Origin of the sequence: Dellaglioa algida DSM 15638 (assembly GCF_001434695.1) — a bacterium.
In the GTDB taxonomy this organism is placed as follows: domain Bacteria; phylum Bacillota; class Bacilli; order Lactobacillales; family Lactobacillaceae; genus Dellaglioa; species Dellaglioa algida.
Genome location: NZ_AZDI01000008.1, coordinates 32,344 through 56,467, shown reverse-complemented (window position 1 = coordinate 56,467; position 24,124 = coordinate 32,344). Strand labels below are relative to the sequence as shown.

The 24,124-nt window shown below is 34.7% G+C and carries 24 protein-coding genes and 2 pseudogenes; 9 read left to right on the top strand and 17 right to left on the bottom strand.

The genetic code is table 11. From position 1 onward, the window contains the following. Window positions 1–15 precede the first annotated feature (15 nt). Window positions 16–435 (bottom strand): MarR family winged helix-turn-helix transcriptional regulator, encoded by a 420-nt coding sequence (locus tag FC66_RS06055; RefSeq protein WP_057974495.1) that lies wholly within the window; start codon window positions 433–435, stop codon window positions 16–18. Window positions 436–661: 226 nt separating this feature from the next. On the opposite strand from FC66_RS06055, the gene FC66_RS06050 reads away from it, so the two are divergent. The 3 genes from FC66_RS06050 to FC66_RS07980 all read left to right on the top strand — a co-directional run bounded on the left by FC66_RS06050 (window position 662) and on the right by FC66_RS07980 (window position 3,474). Then, window positions 662–1,972: a Y-family DNA polymerase gene (locus FC66_RS06050; RefSeq protein ID WP_057974494.1), complete on the top strand. Its 1,311-nt coding sequence runs from the start codon at window positions 662–664 to the stop codon at window positions 1,970–1,972. Then, on the top strand, window positions 1,965–2,345 hold the full coding sequence (locus FC66_RS06045; protein ID WP_057974493.1) for a hypothetical protein: 381 nt from the start codon (window positions 1,965–1,967) through the stop codon (window positions 2,343–2,345). The genes FC66_RS06050 and FC66_RS06045 overlap by 8 nt, the downstream gene beginning before the upstream one ends. 964 nt (window positions 2,346–3,309) lie before the next feature. Then, window positions 3,310–3,474 (top strand): hypothetical protein, encoded by a 165-nt coding sequence (locus tag FC66_RS07980; RefSeq protein WP_157052001.1) that lies wholly within the window; start codon window positions 3,310–3,312, stop codon window positions 3,472–3,474. 176 nt (window positions 3,475–3,650) lie between these two features. Here the strand turns inward: FC66_RS07980 and FC66_RS06035 are convergent, their stop codons facing one another. The 4 genes from FC66_RS06035 to FC66_RS06025 form a co-directional block, all read right to left on the bottom strand. Further along, the gene (locus FC66_RS06035) at window positions 3,651–3,842 is read right to left on the bottom strand and encodes a hypothetical protein (RefSeq protein ID WP_057974491.1); all 192 of its coding nucleotides are present in this window, start codon (window positions 3,840–3,842) and stop codon (window positions 3,651–3,653) included. After that, window positions 3,835–3,993: a hypothetical protein gene (locus FC66_RS07975; RefSeq protein ID WP_157052000.1), complete on the bottom strand. Its 159-nt coding sequence runs from the start codon at window positions 3,991–3,993 to the stop codon at window positions 3,835–3,837. Before FC66_RS07975 ends, FC66_RS06035 begins: the two co-directional genes overlap by 8 nt. Window positions 3,994–4,216: 223 nt before the next feature. Beyond that, a complete protein-coding gene (locus FC66_RS06030; protein WP_057974490.1) occupies window positions 4,217–4,960 on the bottom strand; it encodes a response regulator transcription factor in 744 nt (247 codons plus the stop codon). A gap of 13 nt (window positions 4,961–4,973) precedes the next feature. Beyond that, window positions 4,974–6,260: a sensor histidine kinase gene (locus FC66_RS06025; protein ID WP_057974489.1), complete on the bottom strand. Its 1,287-nt coding sequence runs from the start codon at window positions 6,258–6,260 to the stop codon at window positions 4,974–4,976. A gap of 539 nt (window positions 6,261–6,799) precedes the next feature. Here FC66_RS06025 and FC66_RS06020 point away from each other — a divergent pair. Continuing rightward, entirely contained in the window at window positions 6,800–7,090 is a 291-nt protein-coding gene (locus tag FC66_RS06020) for a bacteriocin immunity family protein (RefSeq protein ID WP_057974488.1), read from the top strand. Between the two features lie 668 nt (window positions 7,091–7,758). On the opposite strand, the gene FC66_RS06010 is transcribed toward FC66_RS06020, so the two are convergent. From FC66_RS06010 to FC66_RS08130, 5 genes and pseudogenes are all read right to left on the bottom strand, one after another. Then, window positions 7,759–8,031, bottom strand: coding sequence for a hypothetical protein (locus FC66_RS06010; protein ID WP_057974486.1), 273 nt, complete (start codon window positions 8,029–8,031; stop codon window positions 7,759–7,761). 414 nt (window positions 8,032–8,445) lie between these two features. Beyond that, window positions 8,446–9,189, bottom strand: coding sequence for a DUF1003 domain-containing protein (locus FC66_RS06005; protein WP_057974485.1), 744 nt, complete (start codon window positions 9,187–9,189; stop codon window positions 8,446–8,448). Window positions 9,190–9,355: 166 nt separating this feature from the next. Further along, a pseudogene (locus FC66_RS08195) lies at window positions 9,356–9,497 on the bottom strand (IS5/IS1182 family transposase); the annotation flags it as partial. 69 nt (window positions 9,498–9,566) lie between these two features. Continuing rightward, window positions 9,567–9,821 carry a transposase gene (locus FC66_RS08190; RefSeq protein WP_420911476.1) on the bottom strand — a complete coding sequence of 85 codons (255 nt, stop codon included), beginning with the start codon at window positions 9,819–9,821 and terminating at the stop codon, window positions 9,567–9,569. 362 nt (window positions 9,822–10,183) lie between these two features. After that, window positions 10,184–10,312 (bottom strand): recombinase family protein, encoded by a 129-nt coding sequence (locus tag FC66_RS08130; protein WP_162253180.1) that lies wholly within the window; start codon window positions 10,310–10,312, stop codon window positions 10,184–10,186. 1,288 nt (window positions 10,313–11,600) lie between these two features. On the opposite strand from FC66_RS08130, the pseudogene FC66_RS08185 reads away from it, so the two are divergent. Then, window positions 11,601–11,678 (top strand): annotated as a pseudogene (locus FC66_RS08185) (IS3 family transposase); the annotation flags it as partial. Window positions 11,679–11,894: 216 nt separating this feature from the next. Here FC66_RS08185 and FC66_RS05990 read toward each other — a convergent pair. Together FC66_RS05990 and FC66_RS05985 are read right to left on the bottom strand one after the other, a co-directional pair. After that, window positions 11,895–12,293: a hypothetical protein gene (locus FC66_RS05990; protein ID WP_057974482.1), complete on the bottom strand. Its 399-nt coding sequence runs from the start codon at window positions 12,291–12,293 to the stop codon at window positions 11,895–11,897. 121 nt (window positions 12,294–12,414) lie between these two features. Continuing rightward, the gene (locus tag FC66_RS05985; RefSeq protein WP_057974481.1) at window positions 12,415–13,965 is read right to left on the bottom strand and encodes a hypothetical protein; all 1,551 of its coding nucleotides are present in this window, start codon (window positions 13,963–13,965) and stop codon (window positions 12,415–12,417) included. A gap of 464 nt (window positions 13,966–14,429) precedes the next feature. On the opposite strand from FC66_RS05985, the gene spxB reads away from it, so the two are divergent. From spxB to FC66_RS05965, 4 genes are all read left to right on the top strand, one after another. Beyond that, window positions 14,430–16,181: a pyruvate oxidase gene (gene spxB / locus FC66_RS05980; protein WP_057974480.1), complete on the top strand. Its 1,752-nt coding sequence runs from the start codon at window positions 14,430–14,432 to the stop codon at window positions 16,179–16,181. A 112-nt stretch (window positions 16,182–16,293) separates the two neighbouring features. After that, a complete protein-coding gene (gene pepF, locus FC66_RS05975) occupies window positions 16,294–18,102 on the top strand; it encodes an oligoendopeptidase F (RefSeq protein ID WP_057974479.1) in 1,809 nt (602 codons plus the stop codon). A gap of 112 nt (window positions 18,103–18,214) precedes the next feature. After that, complete coding sequence (locus tag FC66_RS05970; RefSeq protein ID WP_057974478.1) at window positions 18,215–18,553, top strand: PadR family transcriptional regulator; 339 nt, start codon at window positions 18,215–18,217, stop codon at window positions 18,551–18,553. Then, window positions 18,537–18,887 carry a DUF1048 domain-containing protein gene (locus FC66_RS05965; RefSeq protein WP_057974477.1) on the top strand — a complete coding sequence of 117 codons (351 nt, stop codon included), beginning with the start codon at window positions 18,537–18,539 and terminating at the stop codon, window positions 18,885–18,887. Before FC66_RS05970 ends, FC66_RS05965 begins: the two co-directional genes overlap by 17 nt. A 49-nt stretch (window positions 18,888–18,936) precedes the next feature. Here FC66_RS05965 and FC66_RS05960 read toward each other — a convergent pair whose 3' ends face one another. The 5 genes from FC66_RS05960 to FC66_RS05940 all read right to left on the bottom strand — a co-directional run bounded on the left by FC66_RS05960 (window position 18,937) and on the right by FC66_RS05940 (window position 24,124). Further along, a complete protein-coding gene (locus FC66_RS05960; protein ID WP_057974476.1) occupies window positions 18,937–21,378 on the bottom strand; it encodes an L-type lectin family protein in 2,442 nt (813 codons plus the stop codon). Between the two features lie 223 nt (window positions 21,379–21,601). Continuing rightward, a complete protein-coding gene (locus FC66_RS05955) occupies window positions 21,602–22,204 on the bottom strand; it encodes a pentapeptide repeat-containing protein (protein ID WP_057974475.1) in 603 nt (200 codons plus the stop codon). A 94-nt stretch (window positions 22,205–22,298) separates the two neighbouring features. Beyond that, entirely contained in the window at window positions 22,299–22,643 is a 345-nt protein-coding gene (locus FC66_RS05950; protein WP_057974474.1) for an LPXTG cell wall anchor domain-containing protein, read from the bottom strand. Between the two features lie 86 nt (window positions 22,644–22,729). Next, window positions 22,730–23,404: a WxL domain-containing protein gene (locus FC66_RS05945; protein WP_057974473.1), complete on the bottom strand. Its 675-nt coding sequence runs from the start codon at window positions 23,402–23,404 to the stop codon at window positions 22,730–22,732. 45 nt (window positions 23,405–23,449) lie between these two features. Beyond that, complete coding sequence (locus FC66_RS05940) at window positions 23,450–24,124, bottom strand: WxL domain-containing protein (protein ID WP_057974472.1); 675 nt, start codon at window positions 24,122–24,124, stop codon at window positions 23,450–23,452.

The window sequence follows — 24,124 nt, the reverse complement described above, 5'->3', positions numbered from 1 at the left end:
ATTGGTCTAGTTCATTTATTGAGACGTTTGATCGTTTAATTTCGTTAAAATTTGTCCCATAAGTTCCTTTTCGTCATTTGAAAGAACTTTTATTGATTCGGCTAATGCCTTATCAGCGATAGTACTATAACGATTGTAAGTTTCTTTTCCACTATCTGTCAGCTTTAATCGGGAAGCTCGCTTGTCTAAAGGATTCACTTTTTTATCGACGATGTTTTTATCAATTAAACGTCTTAAAATACCAGAAATCGTTGCCTTATCGATATCTATTCGTTTTGCTAAATCCGCAGAAGTTACTAATTGCGTCTTAGACATTAAGCCTATATTTTTAATAACGGCCCATTGTTGAACCGTTACACCTTCTTTTATTAATTCTTTATTAACTTGATATTTCACTTTTTTAGAAACCGACATGAGCAAATAACCTAAATCCATATCCATCACTCCTCATATTTTAGTTAGCATACTAACTATACCAATTGGTACACAATATTTCTATGAAGGATTTCTCTTTTTTTTAAAATAATGCCAGTAATTTCTTACTGACATTATTAAAAAAAAATTATAGTCACTCACTTATAGAGATTTTATTGCAGGTACCATTGACTAAAGGAACGTATGTTCGTATAATTAGGTATTATATTGAAGGGAGGTTTTTAGAATGTACAATTATGGCAATGAACCTAGAAGGGTCATCTTTATGATTGATTCTAAATCCTTCTATGCTTCAGTTGAATCCGTTGCACGCGGACTCAATCCGCTACGTTCTGTTCTTGTCGTGATGTCTACTGCCGAGAATACTGGTAGCGGATTAGTTTTGGCGGCTAGTCCAATGGCTAAAAAACTATTTGGCATTAGTAATGTGACCCGTGCTAAAAGCGTTCCAATCCACGATGAACGTTTAGTAATTGCTCCACCAAGAATGAATTTATATATAGAAGAAAACATAAAAATTAATAAAGTTTTTCAACAGTTTGCGTCAGATGATGACATCCACCCCTACTCTATTGATGAATCAATTATTGATATGACGACTAGTTGGAAGCTTTTTGGAAATTCTCCATACGAAGTTGCTCGAAAAATTCAACTCGCCGTAAAAAAGGAAACCGGTATTTATACAACAGTTGGCATTGGTGATAATCCAGTACTTGCTAAGTTTGCCTTAGACATCGAAGCAAAACGTAATCATAGCTTAATTGCTGAGTGGCACTATGAAGATGTGCCAGATAAACTATGGCCCATTACTGAATTTGAAAATGTTTGGTCAATCGGGCAGCAGACTACTAAAAAATTAAAATCTTGGAAGTTCAATTCAATGTATGATTTAGCACACTCTAATCCGTATGAACTTAAAGCTAGATTAGGTGTTGTTGGTAGTCAATTATTCGCGCTCAGCTGGGGCATTGATCGTTCAATCATTCATGAAAAATACATCCCAAAAGAAAAATCATACGGTAATAGTCAGGTATTGCCTAAAGATTATGTTATTCAATCCGAAATTGAAGTTGTTATCCGTGAGATAGCTGAACAGGTTGCTGCTCGTTTAAGAGCCCATCATAAATCTGCAACCGTTATTAATTTGGGGATTGGTTTCTCTCTGGCAGAAACCACAGACTCTACACGCAGCCGGCCAGGTTTTGGAATATCAATGAAGATTAATCCCACCAATTCAAATCTAGAGCTGACAAATCACGTCCTGAGGTTATTTCGGAAAAAGTGGCATCACGAATCATTAAGACACATTAGTATTTCTTGTGGCAACTTGATTGATGACAACACACAGCAACTAGACATCTTTGATACTAAAGACGACGAACTTAAAAATCATATTTTAGATCATACAATCGATGACATTCGAAAGAAGTATGGCTTCAACTCACTTGTAAAATTATCCAGTAAATCAAAAGGCGCCACCGCGATTGGTCGTGCCGGTCTCGTTGGCGGCCATGCCGGAGGAAATGCATATGACTAAGGAAACTAGCGATTCAAATCTCATAAATCAATTCCTTAAATATGATTATCATGATCGTGGCATGATGAAATGGCAGGGCTTCTATTTAAGTGACCATACCTCGGCTAGGACAAAGAAATCGAACGAAGAAAAATCCAAACAAGCATTAACCCACGCTATTAAGATGACTAGTCGTGAGATTGCAGAAGTAATTAATTCTGCAATTATGCAATCTACTCCCGTCTCTATTGATTTATCTACCAAAAATATTGATGGCACTCTTCTGGATCCAGTTACGGGTTTAATTGCTGGGTGGTATGAAGATAACTTAATTATTAACGACGCGAAAGTAAATATTACGGATATACATGCGATTTATTTCTCTAGTTATTAAAAGAAGGCAACCGATATACGCAGAGTTTATCTGTGTATATCGGTTGCCTCCTTTTAATTATTCTTTACGGTAAGGATCAATTCATCCAGAACTGCCCACCCTACTTCAGTTACTTTTTCCGTGCACGATATAAATTAACCATAGTTCTACCTAAAAATATCGCTATAATAAAAATTCTACAATCATGAAATAAAGAACTATCTTGAATAAAGAATGATAACATTATTATCATTAAAAATATCGTCCCTATAAGAGAAAGAGAATCATCTACGCTCTTTTTAAATTTTTCCATATTTTACACCCGCCTAAAATATCATTATAGTCAACAAAGTGCCACTTCTTAACATCCACTCAAGTAATAAACTAAGTAAGTACCTTCTAAAAAGTACTCGCTCATTTTTCATTTAGATTTTTAAAATTGCCGCTATTATGAATGTATAAATAATAACAATAATACCCATTAAAATCCCTGAAAGTATTGCCTCTGAACCGATAGCTCCTTGTATACCCGCTAACCACGGTCCAATTATACATAATACGACACCAACTATACCCAGCCATCTCGCCTGATTATTATCAGTCTTAACTATTTTTTTATTGATAAAACTCCCCCTAGTATTTTAAAACCAACATTAGGATAACACCCGTTATCAATTGCTACAATTCATAACGTTTCTTATTCATGATATAATGAACTCATAAAAAAGAAGCCCCACGTCAACAGGCCTTCTCGTATAGAACTGTTAAAGACGATAGCTAAATGTTAATGATTTTTTTGTCCTAATTTTATAATGACCACTCATTTTCATAAGTATTACCTCCTTAAGAATAGCCACTATCTTTTCTGTTAGACACGTTTGCCATGGTCAAAGAATCTTTCTATTTTAAGCGCATGTGATAACATCTGAAATATATATTTTGAAGGAAATATGTTTAAAAAAAGACAATTAAGGAGTGATATATCATGTTTAAAAATAGAAATATACAAGGAATTTTTGTTGGATTCACGGCAGGTTTATCAATTTTATTGACACGTAGTTTAAACTTAAATTTAATCATGTCGGCTCTTGTAACTGCTCTTCTTGTTTATATCGTATCTAAAATAGTTGTGTATTTAGGAAATAAATAAGAAATATTATAAATTTAATTCTACTTTCTCTGGTTATCTAAGTTTGAAGACCCCCGACAATACTGTATCCAACCCTTAGACACAAAACTATTAAGTTTATTGACTGTAAAACAAAAGTCCGTAGAGAAGTTGCTCTCTACGGACTTTTGTATGTTTTCAAATAATAGATATTCATTTTATTTATTTTTTAAATCTTTTTCTAAATTCAAAATTTTTTGGGTAGTTAATTCTTTAATTTTTTCCGTACTAATCATCACTTTTTTTGTGATCTTATTTAATTTATTCCGGTATATTCCTGAATATATCGAACAAACAATCCAAATACATATTAATACTAAATCGATAATAACAATAATATGATTATTCATCTATTTCTCCCATTAACTTTCTTATTTGGTCTTGTTGCTTTTCTTCTAGTTTAGTAAGATAATCGATTTTTTTTCTATCTCTTCGTATTCCTAAAAGTGTAAATACAATTGTAAGACTAAATACAAATAGTCCCCATTTCATAATTTCCATAAGTTCCTCCTAAAGTGCTAATGCCAATGCTAAACATTCAAAAACTTCAACCAAAGCAGCAACTATCTCCGATTCCTCAACATATACTACTACACCACAGTCTATTCCATCAACTTGTGTAACATAGTTACTTTTATAAGATGGCATTAATCTTCTCTTTAAATTTTTCTTTAGTTAACAATTAAGTATATTCAGAGTGCTTTTTCATTCCATTATCGGTATTCTATTGTTTTAACAAGTTCTTAATTTTATTGGACTTTCCTCTAGCAAATTGCCTTGATAATTCAGAATCAAATTTGATTTCACGAGACTTAAAATTAATTTCAGTCATATTTTTAAGATTCACTAGACAATTTCGATTGATTCTAAATAAGTATGGGTACTTTTCCTCTAGATCTCTTAAGTTTCCATAAAATTCGTAGTGCCCATTTTTAGTGTTTAAAAGAACCCTATGGGGTAGACTTGAAGGTTCAATTAAATAGATATCTTGTTTATCAATTGAAAACATTTGGGAACCAATTGAAAACTTAAAATCACATTCTTGACACTCTCTGGTCGCATCAATTCTTTGTTGCGCTAATGTTAGTAATTCAACTATTTCGGCACGATAATCATCTAAAGGTTGATCTTTGGTCACAAATCCAAGTGCCTCAACCCGCCGTCGTAGCGTCAATGGCATCATCTCATCATGAGTTGTGACAAAAATAATTTTAGCTTGGACATCAGTTGCTCGAATCTGTTCAGCTAAATCAATCCCATCAATTGAACTTGCCAAATCAATATCTAAAAAATAAGTCCCTTGTTTTGGATTACATTTTTCTAGATAGTCAATGACTTCTATTGGGCTCTGAGTTTTTATTTCTACTTTAAATAAATCAGTATGAAAAAGAATATATGTTTGAACGATTGCTTCTAGTTGATTCAGTTGGATAATTTGATCTTCACAAAGAATAATTGGATAGGCCAATGTGATACCTCCACTATTTTAATAAAATTAATTGCGCTGAAAAGAAGCCATCTTCTTGTTGATATTGTATAAATATATTAGGATACTTTTGATTAAATTCTTGGATTGTATCTAGTCCAAGCCCTGAATGGTTCTTTTTCGTTGATATCCCTCTTTTTTGTAACCTTTCAATTGAAATATTTAGTTTTTTATAAGTATTTTTTATAATAAATTCAATTTGAGAATCATCTTGGTAAACCATTAGATTCAATGATCTATTGTCACACTCACTAGCTGCTTCGATAGCATTATCGAGTAAAATACCTAAGATACGCACACAATCAAATATTGGTATCATCACATCGTAGAGCGGTTTTTGACATTCAAAGTGGCAAATTACATCTAGTTTTTTTGCTTGATGAAGTTTTGCAATTAAGAGACTTTTTATAAAATCATTATGAATATTATAAAGCGCTTTATAATCAAACTCACCCTTATCAAGATACTTATCTGAGTAACTTTCAAGCATTTCAATTTGTTCAGTCAGTACAACACTATAATCGGATTTTGCAATTTCTTTAAAGCTAAGTAATAAATTCTTATAATCGTGTCTAAACTTAGAAAGCTGTTGTTGCTGTTTTTCTAATGATTCGGTATATTTTTTTAGATTTTCTAATTCTTGTTTTTCTATTTGCGCTTTATATTTTGCCTTTTGCCTAGTCAGAATTTTTAAAAAGAGAAAAACAACAAATACTGTTTGAATAATTAAAAAAATCATAATCCCAAAAACAAAGTGATCATAAGCATTATAATAATGAGCGGCATATGATATTAATGAAATCACAAGCAATAAATAGATAAGTAGGCATGCTATCGTTGCAGACCCATATTTTTCAGCTACAGTATGGAATTTATTTTTTTTATAGAAAAAAATAATAACGCTAATAACTATAATTTCTACAAATAGTTGTATAAAAATGCCAGTGAGTCCAACTATTCGATTATGTGGGAGTATTTGCACCATTATAGTTGAACTCAAAGTAGTAACACAAAATATGATAAACGTACAAAATAGCAAGTCATTTAATAGTAAGTAATCTTTTTCTTTTTTTACTTTTAAAATATAATATCCTGACAAAATTGGAATAACATCTGAAATATCACTATATAACTCTACCAAAAAAGTAATAGGTAAAAAAAACAGTATAAATATTACTCGTTTTCTTACTGTACCTTGCCTATTAATTGAAAAAAATAGTACATAAAACAATAAGTCATCTAATAAAGATCTTAAAATATACGCCTTTGTATCGATTAGCAATAACATCTCTCCCTTGTTAATACAGTATATCAAATTAAGGAGCTATTATAATTAAACTCTAGTAATGTTTAAACCCAGACCAAAAATATTGGGCTACATTTTTGATTGGTTTACCATACTTTATTTTGTTATATCCACCTATAATTAATTGTAATTGATTGTTTTTAATATTGTTAAATTTCATTATAGATTTCTCTCCTTTTTAATAGAATTAATATACCATATTTTTCATTTGTACAAAGGGTGCCTTCCTGAATAGTAAAATCGATAATTTACCCTATTCAAGAAGAATTATTACCTGGTTCAGGAAGGGCCCGCATACAATTAAATTAGTTCTGTTATGATTCATTTGTACAAAAAAATAATAACAAAGGAGCGTTTTAACTATGAGTAATGGTAAAGAATTAATCATGACAAAATTACAAAAGGTTACTGCCGCTGGAATAAATAAATTCTTGCTTTAATTTCAGATACGCTACAATATGTAAATTAACATTGTATCGTATTTATATTTAGCAAATAAAGTTAGGAGAATATACATGAAATTTATAAAGTGGTTTTCGGGAGGTAACGACCGATCAGAGGAAGCAATAAGAATCATTTCATCCCTGGTAAGTGAGTTAGGCGACAAGTCTAATTCGCTGTCACTCGTATTATCTAATTATGAAAAAGAATTAACTGAAAAAAGAACCTCTGTGCCATTTATTTTAAGTAGAATGAATATAGATATTTCAAACGCATTGAAACAAGATAAACTATTGTTAAACACGGAACAATCAAAAAAGTTAAAGCAACTAACCGCGCTATCCAACATTAGATATGGCTATTAATACAATAATAGCGTGCATAGGTTTACCATGTATAGAAAAAAAATCCACTTCCGAGAATAAGAATTAAAGTACACCCATGAAATCATTATTGAGGAACTTTTAACATTATAATCTATTATTTTATATCCCAGTAATATTGATGAAAGATACTCCTTAAGAATATGAGCTTTAAACTTTTTAGATAATTTAACCATAAAAATAACCCCCCTGTAATTAGATTTTTATCATTGTAGTGAACCCCCAGTATTGGACAAAAATCCAATACTGGGGGTTATTTGTATGGTTAGCAACGGATATTTTACATATTCAAATTTAAGATTAAGTACGATAAAAAACATTTTATTTTCTAGATTCATCACTCAATTACTAATATCTTTTCCATTGATAGTTTGCCATACTATTCCTCTGCTAAACTTGTATCAGACATATAAAAAAGAAGCCCTGAGACAACAGGACTCCGTTTAAGACAGTAGCCGGATTTAGTTAAAATCACAAGTACAATTTCACTACCATCTAAGTTACTGTCCTTTAGATATATTTTTTGAACTCATTAAACTATTTAAAATGAAAAAGACATCATAATTCGTATAAAAATAGCGTTCCAACAAGTCAAATATCCAGACAAGATTCGAGCAACTGGCTTCCCATGTCACTATGTAAAAATTATTCTAACTAAATCCAGACCATGCCTTAGGTGTTTCAACAACTGACAGTAGTTTAACCAAACAATCAGGAATCTCAAAATTATTATCAATTGTAAAGCAAGTAACCGTTGGACGAAATTTTCTTTTATAATCATAAAAGATTCTATTTTGTTTAGCTTCTTCTTGAATAATAGTTAGGAAGACTACTAAATCTTTATCTTTTATAATTTTAGGGTTTTTTAAAGCAATAGATGTGTAAGTTAGTATTGAATTTATTTTTTGATAATCTGCTTTCAATTTAAACTATCCTTTGCTATTATTTTTATACAAATGAATCATAACAGAACTAATTTAATTGTGTGCGAACCCTTCCTGAACCAGGTAATAATTCTTCTTGAACAGGGTAAATTATTGATTTTACTACTCAGGAAGACGTCCCCGTTCTAATAAGTAATAGACACAATCTTTGACGACTTACTTAACAAGTATAACTGCATTAATAATTGTTAGTTAAGGTCGCTAAAATCATTTTTTAGATACTGAAAAAGCATTAAATGTTCATCATTATTGTATACAAAAACGATCCAAGTCAGAAAAAATGACTTAGTATAGTGAACCCCCAGTATTGGACCAAAATCCAATACTGGGGGTTCATTTCATCTTCGGTTTTTTATCATTCTTGCCATAGGAGCCCATGACTTGCCATTTAATTTATGCTTTATGACTTTCTTGACTGAGCTCAGTAATTATTTTTGATTGTTCGGTAATGTGTTTCTGAATATCTCCTAGCATTTCTAACTGCATTTTTTGAATCTCCAGAAAGCTGGTATTGTCTTCTTGAAGGAGGTGATCGAGTTTTGAATGAACTTCTCGAATTTCATTTTCTGATTTCTGATTAATATGGTAATCGTTATTGGCCTGTAAACGATCATATTCAGCAGACCGATTCTGGCTCATCATAATTAAAGGGGCTTGCATAGCTGCCAACATACTTAAAAATAAGTTAAGTAGAATAAACGGATAGGGATCAAAACCTTTACCAAATAACTGAGTAGTATTGATAATTATCCAAAAAATCATAAAGAAGACAAAAATAATAATAAATGGCCAACTGCCCCCAAATTTGGCTACATTATCGGCAAGTTTTTGGCCAAAAGTTTGTTTTGATTCTAACTTTTGGCTAATATCGATTACCTTGTAAGCGTCGGATTTCATTATTTCTGTTAGTCGTTCGTTAGATTTTCGGTTTCGCTTAACCCCCTTAGAAATGATGGCATTTGCATATTTTAGCCGATAATCGACTAGATGTACGCTACAAATAAGGTCGTGTTCACTTAATTTGGGATAATCTTTTAGAATTAAATTTTGGATAATAGGATTCAGTTCGCAAATCTCCATACCATCTTCGGGTGAAAAAATTTGATCGTCTACTATACATTTCTTTTGACTAGTCATAATTAAAAACTCCTCTTGATTTTCATATAATCGACTAAATGCTCATACCAGATTTAGCATTCGGTCTATTTAAATTCCTAGATTGACCACAATAAAAAATAGACCACTTGTTGTCAATCTGTGGAAGCCCCTTGTAGTAAAACACAGTCTTGTTATAGCTGTCCTATTATCTTTGGATCAATGAAGTAAGAAACGCTAGTACAATCATCTGTAGACTGGTATTAAGTTGTCGTTCACATTTTCCCCATAGTCGTCGCCTTATCCAGCCAGCTAAATGATTGCTTTATAATCCAAAGTTTTAGCAAGACTTCAAACTTATACAATTCATCGCGCTTAGCCACCTGTGCGGTGGCTTTTATATTAGTTTTAACATCAGATTAAAAATTATATTCTATGTAACCACCATCAACTAATACGGATGTTACTTGATCTAGATGGTCACTATTAATTGCCAACTTAGCACTAGCACCGGCACGATCCGAAACATTGGCAGTTGTTATATGGATTGTCCGCGGTAGTCCATTACTATCTACAGTTAGGTGACGCTTGATTCCCGAAATTTTCTTTTCTGCTTCATAACCCTTATATTCTGCCGTATCGGTATTCTTAATACCTTGTGCATCAATTATAATAAAAGTTATTTTCGCTGACCAAGCTTATTTATTTCGGAATTCAGAGACAATTTTTTTAAACAAACTTCAAGAATAGACTCTTCGGCCACTCCTGGCTTGATCGACCATGGTTATTTTTTGTCCTAATTTTACAATGACGACAAAAGGCATTTTCTTTTCTAGATTGATCACTTATTTTCATAGGCATCATCTCATCAAGAGTGGCCACCATCTTTTCACTTTTCTATTTATTCAGTATATCATAAAAAACTATTCTAACCCGCGCTGATACGCTGCCTTTTTTTACTGACCCGGTAGATACCTAGTATTAATCTACAGTTTATTTAATTGAATGTTTTTTTCTAAACTCTAATACATTCAATTCACGTTGAACTAGAATCTTTTTGTCTACCTTCTTTAAAATCAGGATTATTCAACTTAACATAATATTTTCCACTCTGTATTCGTTCAACAATTTGAGCGCGTTCAAATTCAGCAAATGGCATAAACATCGTTTTCATCAATTAATTCGAGGATTTCTTTTGTATTTCGGGCTAATCAATCCAATTTCACAACAACTTAAAGACCAAGGTAATATCGAAATTATTCTACCCAAACATCCCAGACATAAAACTGCTAAGCTTATTGTCTACAAAACAAAAAAATCCGTAGAGAAGTTGCTCTCGACGGATTTTTGTATATTTTCAAATAATAGATACTCATTTTATTTATTTTTTAAATCTTTTTCTGAATTCAAATTTTTTGAGTGGTTAATTCTACTCCTGTTTACTCTTGGATTTTACTTTTTTTGTAACCGAAAAAAGCCAACAATAGTACTACCTAAAAAAATCATTATTAAATAAATCCTACTATGTATAAAAATCAGAACCATCCTTAATAAAAAAAGATAGAATTATTAGACCTAAAAAGATTATTCCCATAACAGAAAGCGATTCATCCATACTTTTTTTAAAATTTTTCATTTCTATGTTCCCCTTAGCTTGTTATTGTAGACCTGCACGACCTAAAAATGTAGGATAATAGTAATTGCAGTTAAACCAAATGCTACTCTTAATATGATTTACAGAAATACCTACGACTAAAAACAGCTGAGTAGTTAATGCTGCTTCCATTTATTCTTAGTTTTCACTTTTTCGTAACCTAAAAAAGCCAACAACAGTATCACCTAAAAAATATACTATTAAGTATATCCTACCATTATAAAAATAAGAACTATCCTTAATAAAAAAAGATAAAATTATTAAAACTAAAAAAAATATTCCCAAAACGGAAAGCGATTCGTCTATACTTTTTTTTAAATTTTTCATTTTTATGTTCCACCCAACTTATTATTGTAGACCTGCACGACCCAAAAATGTAGGATAAAAGTAATTGTAGTCAAACCAAATACCATTTTTATAAGCTGCACAAACTCCACCAATCGAGAACCCTAAGGCCAATCTTACGTCACTAGCTTTTATTTTTACTCTAGCATAGTTCTAATGAAATGAAATTGAATTCACTCCAGCTCCTATTAACATAACAACATAATATTACCACCTTTTTTAGAATTTAAAAGTATTTAGTCTCTAATTATTAACACCTCTTGCTAGTTCCAGTCATGTAGTTAATTTTCACATTACCCTGTACATTAAAAGTATAAATATTAAAACTAATTTTATTATCTTCAATGCACCAATTGAAAGTTTCTTTAGCTTGATGAAACAAGAATGTCTAAAGTGTCAGGTTATTCATGATATTGGCGAGCTCATTCAAGAAGCAAGCAAATACGTCTAATGGTTTAATAATGACCGGATCCCTTATAAATTAAAAGACATGACTCCAATAGAATATCGAAATCACGCCTTAATTGCTTAATTAACATTTAAACATCTAACTTTTTTGTTACACTTCAAAATTTCCATACTTATAATGCTTTTTAAATAGATGAAAATAGTAATTCCACTTACTCCACCACCGTCGAACTACTCAATTAAATGACTATCGTAATTGAGCTAATAATAATTTCCCACGTACACTTAGACTACAATCTTATCTAAATTATCACAAATAATAACGTTATTTTTATTTTAACTATATACTAGTTTTCTTCCCGTTAGTATAAGTAACTTCGACCTTTCCTTTTGTTACTCCTTTATTAACACCAGTACCTTCAAGACCAGATATTTCTTTCATTTTATCTTTATCATAATAATCAAAGTTAACTTCATTAGAACCAGGTTCTTTTTCATAAGTTAGCATAATAGTCATCATATATTGATTTATCCACGAATTATATAATGCTTGCTTAAATTTTATCGACTTAATACCAGCAACATTTTTTTTCAACTCTACTACAAAACTGTGTTCCACCTTAACTTGAACAATTTCATTTTTTTCTTCTACCTTTTTTTCGTGAACCTTATACAAGTTACCACCGATAACTGAAACTGTTATAAACGTCAGTAAAATAATCCAGCCTTTTCTTCCCATATGAACGCCTCCAAATTCTTGACTCCATTATTTGGTTATACATCTAATTTTAACACCCTCAGTTTACCAAAAAACGGCCTCCAAAAGTTAGACTTTTAGAGACCGTTATAAAAATTTAAATTTATTTGGTTGGTGCATCACTTAAAGACCAATCCATCGTCCCATTGTAGCTACCAATCGTAACATCTGAATTTGCGTGCAATAAAATACCCTTGTTGTCAGTCCAACCGTCATTTAATTTATACGTATCACCAACACCTGTTGCTTTTTGACCCGAAGCAATAAAGGTACTGCCGGTACCAATCTTAGTTTCATTCTGTCCATCAGCCGTGTAGTAAACGTAACCCGATAATTCTTTCCCCGTCTCACTGTTCGTTAATGGCGATTCTGAAACGCTCAAATACCAAGGACTCCCAGATTTACGTGTATCTGTGACCCCAACGTTCCAATCACCAGTTCTCTGAACTATTTGTCCTTGCCCATTGATCATCGTTTTAGCAAAATCACTCCGTGCGGGCATTGTGCTAAATGATAACATACCAGCACCAACTGTCACAGTTAACGGGTTAGCCATCGCAACAGTTTCTCCTGACTTCGTAGCCGTAAAAGGCGTGCTAACTGAAGTCCCACCACTTGCCTGACGCAGGTTCTTCAAAAACTGACTATCACTAGTCCCAATAATAATACCCGTACTACTATTATTATCAGCTTTATCTATCGCGGTAATGCCAAATCGTTTAATTAAATCGGCCATTACTTGATCATCCGACATATTTTGGTAACCTTCAATATCGGATGGCATTAAATTAATTGCCGTTTCTTTTGACGTAATGGATAAGTCCGTACCCGAAATAGTTGCCTCCACCGTTCCCGGTTTATCGCCATAAGCATTGGTTTCTGTTACTGTCATTTTAGCTTGGACCGGGAGTTTACCGCCCCAGTTCAGACTCCAAGTTCCATCGGCTTTAACGGTTGTTTCTTTAGTAGTCCCATTAACAACCACACTGATTTTATCACCAGTTTGCGTTCCAGTACCTGAAATATTTGGGTTTGTAGCTGCTGGTGTTCCTGTAATAGTTGGTTTTAAAGTTATTTGTCCCACATCTGTATATGTTTCTTGAGTTACATAGTAATTACTCTTAATTGGTCTAATACTATGGTAGGTTTGTACTTTATTTCCGATCCATACTTTTTTCCCTGCATTTTTAGCCATATCTGCCGTATGGTCTCCAACTGTGATAGTTGTATCACCCGATATGTCCATTATTCTATCCTTAGACCCACCTTGAATTGTACCCGACTTATCGCCGGCTCCTAGCTCAGAATATGCATCGGCTGAAAGTATATTCCACATATTCGAAAATGTATATCCCGCAGAAGCTGATTCTTGCATTGTTATTGTCCCTTTTGAAGTCACAATTAATTTATCCGTTCTTCCTGTTAAATGCCCATCACGTACAAAATTGGCTTGGATTTTTGTTGTCCCCCATGAAAAAGGATTAGCTCCCGCTGGTCCATCGGCAAGTCTAGGTGCACTTGTAAAAGTATCCGTTATATCCTGCATTGCATTCGTTGGTTCTGTAAGTACAGCCGCTCGAATGGCTTTAGACGAAAGTAATACGCCTACAAAAGCCGTTAAAAATAGACCCGTTTTCTTAAAGATTTGATTCATGTTAATCATTCCCCCCTGAGTTTGATTATTAGTATGTAAAAAAATGAAACCTAATACTACTTTTAATTAACTTATTTTAAATTATTAGGTATTACTTAAACGCTTTTTTTATGCTGTTAAAATTCTATAAACTCATTTCATTGCACATTATGTACGAATATCATCCACGTTTATATTCTACACTAGTTATCCATGATGGCAACATATTTATACAACGCTATTCTACTTAATATTTCTCTTAAATCCCCTCTTCCTAAGCTTCGTTTGCGCTTACTTCAATTATGGTCAATCTTTTACGGCATAGTCCATTTTTTTGACATTATTTTACTGTCTAGCCGCACTAACCAGGTAATTTTAAAATAATGCACTTCTTTAAAACGTTTCATTTGTAAACGTTGTCACATAATGCAATAATGTATTGTGTAAGATACATTATTATCTAATTGAAAGTGGGGATTTAAATTATGTCAGAAAAAATCAAAGCATCTATTGCTATGTTAAAAGTATTACAAGATTGGAAAGTCGAAAATGTTTATGGGTTACCCGGTGGGTCATTCAATACAACAATGCGTGCTCTCGAATCTGAAAAAGAAAATATTAATTATATCCAAGTTCGCCACGAAGAAGTTGGCGCATTGGCCGCTGCTGCAGAAGCAAAATTAACAGGTAAAGTTGGGGTTGTTTTCGGTTCAGCTGGTCCTGGTGCAACGCATTTATTTAACGGTTTATACGATGCACAACAAGATCACGTCCCCGTTCTTGCTTTAATTGGCCAAGTTGCTTCAGGCGCAATGAATATGGATTCATTCCAAGAAATGAATGAAAATCCAATGTTCGCCGACGTTTCTGTTTACAATAGAACCGTTATGACACCTGAAAGCTTACCTCGTGTTATTGACCAAGCAATTAGAACGGCATATCAATACAAAGGCGTTGCTGTTGTAACAATTCCAAATGATTATGGTTGGATGGATATCGACATGGATAGCTATTACGCATCAGGTCATAACTACTCAAGTCCAATTCTTCCTGAACCAGACGATTCAAAAATTAAAGACGCTTTAGCACTAATTAAAGAAGCTAAACAACCTGTTTTATTTGCCGGTATTGGTACAAAAGGTGCTACTGATGAAGTTATCGCCTTTTCTGAACATTTTAAAATGCCAGTTATCATTACGGCTATCAATAAAGGAACAGTTCCTGATAGTTTCCGTGCAAACTTAGGTTCAACTTATCGTGTTGCAACAAAACCAGCCGATGAAGCAATTGAAGCTGCTGATCTTGTTGTCTTCGCGGGTGCTGATTTACCTTTCGCACAAACTAAAAAAATCTTAAAACCAAATATGAAATTCATTCAAATTGATATCGACGCATCAAAAATTGGTAAACGTCATGCAGTTGATGTGGCTTTACTCAGTGATGCTAAGAAAACATTAGCTCGTTTTGTTGAATTAGATGGTGCTCCAGTTGAAAGTCGTCCATTCTTTGATGCAACAATTGAAGATATGGCTAACTGGCGTGAATACCTCAAGAAATTTGAGGACAAAACAACAACACCTCTTCAACCGGCTGCTGTCTTTAAAGAAATTAACAAACATGCAACTGGCGATGACATTTTCGCAATCGATGTTGGTAATGTAACGATGAATAGCTTACGTTACTTAGATATGAATCCTAAACAAAAATTCACAACATCCGCTCTATTCGCTACAATGGGCTACGGTATGGGTGCTGCAATTGCTGCTAAATCAGCATATCCTGACCGCCAAGTCTTTAACCTTGTTGGTGATGGTGCCTTTGCTATGGTCGTTCAAGACTTATTAACACAAGTGAAATACAAACAACATGTTATCAACGTTGTTTTCTCTAACCAACATTTCGGTTTCATTCAAGATGAACAAGAAGATGAAGGCCAACCATTCTACGGTATCGATTTCAACGATGCTGATTGGGCTCAAGTCGGAAACGCAATGGGTGCCGTTGGTATTCCAGTTTCTACTCATGACGAATTGGTTGCCGCATTTGAAAAAGCTGAATCTATAGAAGGACCTGTTGTCATTGATGTTAAAATCACTGACGAACGTGCCATCCCTGTTGAAGATCTAGCTGTTAATCCAAAGAATTTCTCAGCTGAAGAAATCGCCGCATATCGTAAACGCTACGAAGCAGAAGACTTACTTGTCTTAGACGATTTAATTGAGAAATACTCAAAATAATGCCCTCACGAATGATTAAGAACTTATCTGTTTAGATAGGTTCTTTTTTTGTCCATTGATCTCCAGATAATGGTACAATACTAGGCATACAAACCCTTAGGAGGTTACGATTATGACAAACACACACCAACTAGTTAACCGTAAAAATGTTCCCGAAGAATTGACTTGGGATTTAACCGCTATATATCCAAACGATATCGCATTCCAAACGGATATCGACTTAGTTCGTGATTTGGTTCAAGCATTCGATACTGCATATCACGGCCATTTAGATAAATTAGTCTCAATTCATGATGCATTCAGTGCGCTAGAGGACATATATATGCGTCTCTCTCATATTGAACATTATGCATTCTTGCAACAAGCTGTCGATATTACTGATGCAACAGCTAATCAATTAATGCGTGAATTTGAGGCATTATCTGCCGAAATTTCCACAAAATTGGTTTTCTTCGACATTGAATTACTGGAACTACCAGTTGAGCGTCTAGATGAGGTCGTAGTCGCCAATCCAAAATTAAAAGCCTACATTCGCCAATTAAAAAAACAAAAAGAATACCAATTAAGTCCCGAAGTTGAGCAAGTCCTCGCAACTTTCCAGCCTAACTTTTCGGCACCAGAATCCGTTTATGGACAAACACGTGCGGCTGATATGGACTTTGATGATTTTGAAGTCAATGGGGTCACTTATCCCATGTCATTTGTTTTATACGAAAATACTTACCAATATAATTCAGATCCGGCCGTTCGTCATGCCGCATTTAAAAGTTTTTCTACAACATTAGCACATTATAAACATACGATTGCCGCAAACTACTATAATCAGGTTTCAATGGAGAAACGGATTGCCACATTACGCGGTTATGATTCCGTATTTGATTATTTATTAGCGGAACAAGAAGTCGATCGTACCCTATTCAACCGTCAAATCGATACCATCATGACTAAATTAGCACCCGTTATGCAAAAATATGCCGCACATATTAAGAAAGTTCGTGGCTTAGATAAAATGACCTTTGCCGATTTACAAATTGATTTAGATCCTGAATTCGCACCTAAAGTTTCAATCGAAGATGCCAAAAAATATGTTAATGACGCCGTAGCCCCACTTGGTTCTGACTATCAAGCAATGGTTGCCCGCTCATTCCCAGAACGTTGGATTGATTTCCCTCAGAATATTGGTAAAGAAACAGGCGGCTTTGAAACAACGCCTTATGGCAAACATCCCTACATTCTGATGTCTTGGACAGACGAGTTAGCCGACGTCTATACTTTAATTCATGAACTTGGTCATGCTGGACAAGCTATTTTGACGCAATATAACCAATCTATTCTTGGGAGCGAGCCTTCTACTTACTTGGTTGAGGCACCTTCTACTTTTAATGAATTATTACTAACCACTTCAATCGAGAATCAATCAACAGAACCACGCTTACAACGTTTCGCTTATTCAAAAATGTTAACAAATACTTATTTCCATAACTTCGTCACGCATTTACTTGAGGCAGCTTACCAACGTGAGGTTTACCAATTGATTGATGCTGGCCAAGGCTTTGATGGCGATCAATTAAGTGAAATCAAACGGAATGTCCTCGAACGTTTCTGGGGTCCTGACGTTGAAATTAACGACGGTGCTGAATTAACTTGGATGCGCCAATCTCATTACTACATGGGACTCTACTCTTACACCTATTCAGCTGGACTCGCTATTTCAACACAAGCGCATTTGAATCTACTGAAAAATCCAGAAGTCGCAACTGAATCTTGGCTAGCTTTCTTGAAACTTGGTGGTGAATTACCTCCAATTGAAGCTGCTAAGGTGGCCGGTGTTGATATCACAACCGATGAACCGTTGAATCAAACAATTCAGTTCTTAGACAAAACTGTTGATAAAATAATTGCCCTAAGTCAAACGATTTAGGCCACAAATACCACTTCATTCACCAATCGGAAGTGGTATTTTTATTGACAACCTTACTACTACGTGATACTTTATACTAGTAGTAAGTCATACATGATAGGGAGGCGTTACGTTGGAAAACTTAACTGAAATGCTTAAAGGTGTGCTAGAGGGATGTGTTCTCGAAATCATTAGTCGTGAAGAAACCTATGGCTATGAAATTACCCAGCGGTTAAATGCGCTCGGGTTTACGGATGTTGTCGACGGAACAGTCTACACCATCTTAATTCGACTTGAGAAAAAGGAACTCGTTAATAGTGAAAAAAGGCCTTCTCTCGTGGGTCCACCACGTAAATTCTATACATTAAACGCCGCAGGAACTGAAGAACTACGCCAATTTTGGAATAAGTGGCAATTCGTATCAACAAAAATAACCGAATTAAAGGAGCTTTCACATGATAAAATGGATTAAAAAAATGATTGGTGACAAAAAGGACTGGCGCCAAATGCAATCTAGAGCTAAAGCATTACCGACTGAATACACATACGTTTTCCACAAGATTCAGCATTACATGTGGAGTTTCTCTTCGGGGCATGACTCGGGAATGGATATGATGCCAATCTTTGATGATGTCCTTGGACTCTTCGAAGAAGGTGCTGCTGCCGGTAAACGGGTGCTAGAAGTAACTGGCGAAGACGTTGCCGCATTCAGTGATGCCCTACTACAAAATGCGAATACGTACACGGAAAACTCACGCAATAAACTAAACAGCGAAATTAAAAACAAGGTAAATAAACATAATTAACCAAATAAATAGACCACTAAATTGAAAACGTTTAGTGGTCTATTTATTTTTACTTACTTGGTGTGTTAGTTAATACCCAGCTCACTTTAGCCGTGTATGCGTCTTTATGGATTTGACTTGGGTCAGCTTTAATTAAAACTCCTGCATCTTTATCCCATGGTACTTTTGTCGGCGTCAACTTAGATGATCCCGATAAAATTTTAAGACCAGTTTGATTTAAGACTTGTGCGTTATCGCCAGCCGTTGCGCGATAAATAATGGCACCTTTAATGGTGTTACTTCCTGAAGTTAAATCAGTTGCCGAAACTGATAAATCCCAAGTACCCGGTAACGATGTTTCTAGATCAACAGAAAAATCAGTTTTCCGCGATAAAATCGTTGCCTTATCAGGGATATCAGTTGATCCGAAATCTAAAGTACCAGCAGTCGTAAGACCTAACTTACCTGGAACCATGACCGTAATTGTTTGTGTATCAGACTTATTATCATCCGAATCTATTGCGTAAACGGTTATAACATGTTTACCTACTGATAAATCATCCGGTAATTTGTAGGCACCGGAATGCAATTCATTAGCTTTAGGATTATCAAATGTGTCCATCAGGACTGGTGTCCCTGATCCATCTTGATAGTACATTTTAATTTTCGCACTATCGTCAGTCACATGATAACTTAAAGAATAAGGCGCGTTAACTGTTTTACCACTATCATCCAAAGTTAAGGTTGGTTTATTAGCACCCACGCTAATATTGGCCGTGTATGATTTAGTTTGATTGCCAAATTGATCGGTCGCCATTACCGTATAAGGATTTTTACCAAGCTTTAATTGGTCACTTGGTACATTAACACTGAATTTTCCGTCAGTTCCAACATCAGCTTGTACTGAATAGTTATCATTAACTTTAATTGCCGCAGTTGTTGTTCCTGCCGGGAAAACACCGCCGAGACTTGATACGACTGTCCCAGCAATGGTTGCTCCACTACCCGCCTTAACGGTAATATCATTAATACCAGACAGGGTTAACGTCCTTATCCCACCAATTGTGAAACTAGCCGCATTTGATTGGACAACAGCATTTGAACCAGTAAACTCACTCTCATCACTGTGAACAACAGTATCTTTTGTCTCTTTGTTAGCAGTTCCCAACAATGTAATTTTAGCGTTTGAATATTTGGTTGATGACAAGTTATTCTTAAGTAACTTGGTAATTTCTCCGTTGGAGATATTCGTTAAATTAATTGTTTCTGAATCGGTGCCCGCACCCGAATAAGTGATTGTTCCTGATTTCAAAGTCACATCATTTGGTATTTTTAAACTAGCATTAATATTCTTCCACTCTTGTTTACCACCTGAATAATTTATATCGGTTACAAAGCTTAATGAATCATCAGATTGAATTAAGCCATTATTAGTGACATCTTTATTTTTTTGAGTAGTATCTGTTACCTTCTGCGTAGCACTCGCATTAACTAGACCTGGTACTTGTTCAAACATAACCAAGTTAGTTTCATAACTAGCACCCGTTGATCCAGTGAAGCCCCAACGAATTGAACCATTTGACTTGAACTTAGATTTATCAATTGAAACTAACGCAGTTTTACCAGGTAACGCGGCATTAGTTTTCGGATCCTTATCATCAATTGAATAGGTCATTGATGGAGAGCCATCAGAAACATATTTCAACGTCACATGATGCCACTGACCATTAGACAACGATACGTTTTTACCGTAATCAATAAATCCAGAATGTTTTTGAGAATAAAAATAATTAGTTACTAGCGGTATTAACGAACCCTCCATATCTCGTACATAAGTTCCAGTATCAGCAGGATAACCACTAGCTAAATGGTTATTTCCACCTAAATTTGTATCAAAATTATTATTAGCATTCCGACTATCATTGGTATGAGTATCAAACTCAAGCGCCCAACTATTTTGAACGCTCGTCTTAACTAAATCGTCAACTTTATTATACCCTGAGGTTCTTCCAGTAAAAATATTTCCAGTAGTTGGTGTCACATCGTCAGCCCAAACCCCAAGTGTTTCACCGTTCCCCGTTGAGATTGCGGCATTCCCTTTAGGATCGTTCTGTAAAACCAATGCCATACCATCTCCGGCAGCGGCATACCCATTTCCGAGATATACCCACATTGAAGCTGTCTCGTTTTTATTGATATCAAATGTATTACCATCCGTCGACCAGACAGCCGCTTTTTGATTTTTATCATCCGTTATTGTTACAACTGATTTCGTAGCTGCATTCGGATCCGTCGTAATAACATTATTTGGCGTTAAATTAACTGTTTTACTTGCCGAAGAAACGCCCGACCCGGTACCCGTTTGAAAGATACCATTCAAAGTTATTCCATGTGGCGCTGCCTTAATTGCATTAGGGTAATCCGTTACAGCGGAAACACCCGAAATACTAGCGAAAAAAGTAATCGCTATAGTAAACATAACTACCTTTAATTTTCCCTGTTTAATTCCCATACTTCACACCCCATTCTACCTAATCGATAAACATAGTATACGCCCAAATATAATTAAAAAATGTCAGTATTTTACCGTCTACTCTCATAAATTGACCGGATTGTGGATGTTCAAAAGGGTTGACTTTATGATCGCCTTTAAATGTCCATATACCGGTCTTTTCCGGTCCACTAAAAATAAAAACAAACTTACAGTATTGTAAGTTCGCTTTTATTTAGTAAGTTTATTTTAATTTAATTCCTAGTAAAGTGACTAAAATTGTTGCTTGGTATGCATTAATCGATAATCCACGAACTAATCTAGGATCTAAAATAACTGTCTCAAACTCACTCTGCGAGAAATCAACGAACTTCATATTTGTTTCAATAAAATCACAACCTTCAAGGTTACTTTCAGGAAACGTTAGTTTTTTCTTAATTTCAACTGCTTGAAAACTAGCTTCCTTTAGATCGCAGCGTGTAAATTCAACGTCTTGAAAATGAGTGACACTAAAGTTTGAGTAGCTCAACTGACAATCCTTAATCGTCATTTCTTTAAAAACAGTCTGATTTGAAAAATCACAACCCATCATTCGGCAACTTTTAATCTCACTTCTAAAAAAATAGCTTTCATTAAATGCGGCATTTAAAAATTCACAATGATCAATAACAGTATCTAGCCACTCACTACGCACGAAATCAGTCTGCATAAATACACAATGATCAAAAGTAACTGAATCTACTTTTACCGGATCAAACGAGTTTTCAATCGTACAGTTACGATAAGTCGATCCATATGTAATTGTATCAAATGAAATGGTTTGTCCTTCTATAACCTGATTATCCAAACGTAATCAACTCCCTATTTATTTCATTCAACTAGTTTACCATATCTATAATTAAACAAAAAAATAAACCAGAATATTCTGGTTTATTTTTAATTTAATTATTATTTTCTTCTTTTTTATCCCTGCGAATGTAGAACAATAATAACGTTCCTAACAGAATGATAAGTCCCACTAAAAATGCGGTAATCGACTTTTCTTCATTTGTTTGTGGCAAGATACCACCCACAACTGAAGTACCGATGCCCTTATTAGCAGGTATATCATCATTATGTTTTCGGTCAGGCACATTGGTTGGTTTTTCGACCGATTTATTCTCTTTAAATTTAACCGTTATATTAGTCGAACCAGCTTCCATCACCGTTGCATTAACCGGTCGACTAATGCTTAGCGTAATAAATCCCAAAAACAAGATAACAATAAACAATACCCTTTTTTTCATAAGCTGACCTCCCCCATACTTTATCGTTTCTTGTAAAAAAACATTATACAGTGATTAACACTATATAATGTTTTTTAGTTGAATTATTAAGCAGGCACGTCTGAAAGTGTCCAGTTCATTGTTGTTGAGTAAGCTTGCGCTTTAGCAACACCAGCGGGAACAACTAATTTAATCTTACCAGCAGCAAGATTATCAACCGTTACACCACTACCTGTTCCTTTAGCAGCATTAAGTGCAACTGATGCAGTTGTTGCATCAGTTACAGCACTTGAAACTGCTGTAACTGTCGAAGGTTGTGCTTCGGCAACCTTAACATCATCTGATTTATCGATTGAAAGTACGGCACCAGTAAGAACATCTGATCCACTCTTGAATTGGTCAGCTTGGATTGAAAGTGCCCATCCAGCATCGGTTCCACGAACATCCCCAACTTCAAGACTAACTTTGTCAGAAGACTTAACAGTCAATGCTTTCGTAGGAATTTCAAGATTTGAACCAAAGTTTACGTCTTTTGTAGCAAAGACAATTGCTAAGTTACCGTTATTACCAGTATTACCGTTATCACCGGGATCTGTTGGTTTTGTTGGATCTGTTGGATCAACAGGAGGAATAACTTGTCCTTCGTCGCCGGCTTTAAATGAAACGGCAGCATTCGTGCTAGCGCCTTTTTCTAAAGTAGCAGCATTTGCGTTACTTGAAACCGCTAAACCTGTTCCTAAAACTGTTGCTGATAATAAAACACTTGTAATTACTTTTTTCATGATTTAATTCCCCCAATTATTAGTTAATACCATGTAACTTATTTATTATGCTACGGGTGCTGCTGCAAGGCTCCAAGTTAATGTTGAGGCATATGCAACGTCTGCTTTAGCAATACCAGCTGGAATTGTTAACGTTACGCCATCTTTAGCGATAGTATCAACGTTAATACCTGAACCTGTATCCTTAACTGCATTAAGAACAACTGCTCCTGTTGTTGTATCAGCAAGTGCTGCAGTTGTTGCTGCAACAGAAGTTCCACCATTAGCAACAACGTTTTTACCAGCTGCTAAGCCTAATTGTGCGCCAGTAAGAGTATTCGTTTTACCATCTGTCAATTGATCAGATTTAACTGATAAATCCCATCCAGCATTTGTTCCACGAACATCCCCAACTTCGACAACAACATCTTTATCAGCTTTTAAGTTAACTGTACTTGCTGTAATGACATTCTTATCACCAAAGCTAATAGCTTTTGTAGCGTAGACAATTGCTAAATTACCTTCGTTACCAGTACCAGGATCTGTTGGGTCAACGGGTTTTGTAGGATCTGTTGGGTCAACGGGTGGAATGACTTGTGATCCGTCATCCGCCACAAATTGAACACCTGTTGTTGTTGCTGCGCCTTTAATAGCGTCAGCAGCACTTACGTTACCTGAAATCACTAAGCCTGCTCCTAAAGCTGTTGCTGAAAGTAATGCACTTGTTAATACTTTTTTCAT

Bases quoted from the DNA above. Each gene is read 5' to 3' on its own strand.
- FC66_RS05940 (WP_057974472.1), bottom strand. From the start codon at position 24,124: ATGAAAAAAGTATTAACAAGTGCATTACTTTCAGCAACAGCTTTAGGA.
- FC66_RS06020 (WP_057974488.1), top strand. From the start codon at position 6,800: ATGAAATTTATAAAGTGGTTTTCGGGAGGTAACGACCGATCAGAGGAA.
- FC66_RS06045 (WP_057974493.1), top strand. From the start codon at position 1,965: ATGACTAAGGAAACTAGCGATTCAAATCTCATAAATCAATTCCTTAAA.
- FC66_RS07975 (WP_157052000.1), bottom strand. From the start codon at position 3,993: ATGGAAATTATGAAATGGGGACTATTTGTATTTAGTCTTACAATTGTA.
- FC66_RS05965 (WP_057974477.1), top strand. From the start codon at position 18,537: ATGATAAAATGGATTAAAAAAATGATTGGTGACAAAAAGGACTGGCGC.
- FC66_RS06050 (WP_057974494.1), top strand. From the start codon at position 662: ATGTACAATTATGGCAATGAACCTAGAAGGGTCATCTTTATGATTGAT.
- FC66_RS07980 (WP_157052001.1), top strand. From the start codon at position 3,310: ATGTTTAAAAATAGAAATATACAAGGAATTTTTGTTGGATTCACGGCA.
- pepF (WP_057974479.1), top strand. From the start codon at position 16,294: ATGACAAACACACACCAACTAGTTAACCGTAAAAATGTTCCCGAAGAA.
- FC66_RS06005 (WP_057974485.1), bottom strand. From the start codon at position 9,189: ATGACTAGTCAAAAGAAATGTATAGTAGACGATCAAATTTTTTCACCC.
- FC66_RS05950 (WP_057974474.1), bottom strand. From the start codon at position 22,643: ATGAAAAAAAGGGTATTGTTTATTGTTATCTTGTTTTTGGGATTTATT.
- FC66_RS06055 (WP_057974495.1), bottom strand. From the start codon at position 435: ATGGATTTAGGTTATTTGCTCATGTCGGTTTCTAAAAAAGTGAAATAT.
- FC66_RS05990 (WP_057974482.1), bottom strand. From the start codon at position 12,293: ATGGGAAGAAAAGGCTGGATTATTTTACTGACGTTTATAACAGTTTCA.
- FC66_RS05960 (WP_057974476.1), bottom strand. From the start codon at position 21,378: ATGGGAATTAAACAGGGAAAATTAAAGGTAGTTATGTTTACTATAGCG.
- FC66_RS05945 (WP_057974473.1), bottom strand. From the start codon at position 23,404: ATGAAAAAAGTAATTACAAGTGTTTTATTATCAGCAACAGTTTTAGGA.
- FC66_RS06035 (WP_057974491.1), bottom strand. From the start codon at position 3,842: ATGAATAATCATATTATTGTTATTATCGATTTAGTATTAATATGTATT.
- FC66_RS08130 (WP_162253180.1), bottom strand. From the start codon at position 10,312: ATGTTTATGCCATTTGCTGAATTTGAACGCGCTCAAATTGTTGAACGA.
- FC66_RS05985 (WP_057974481.1), bottom strand. From the start codon at position 13,965: ATGAATCAAATCTTTAAGAAAACGGGTCTATTTTTAACGGCTTTTGTA.
- spxB (WP_057974480.1), top strand. From the start codon at position 14,430: ATGTCAGAAAAAATCAAAGCATCTATTGCTATGTTAAAAGTATTACAA.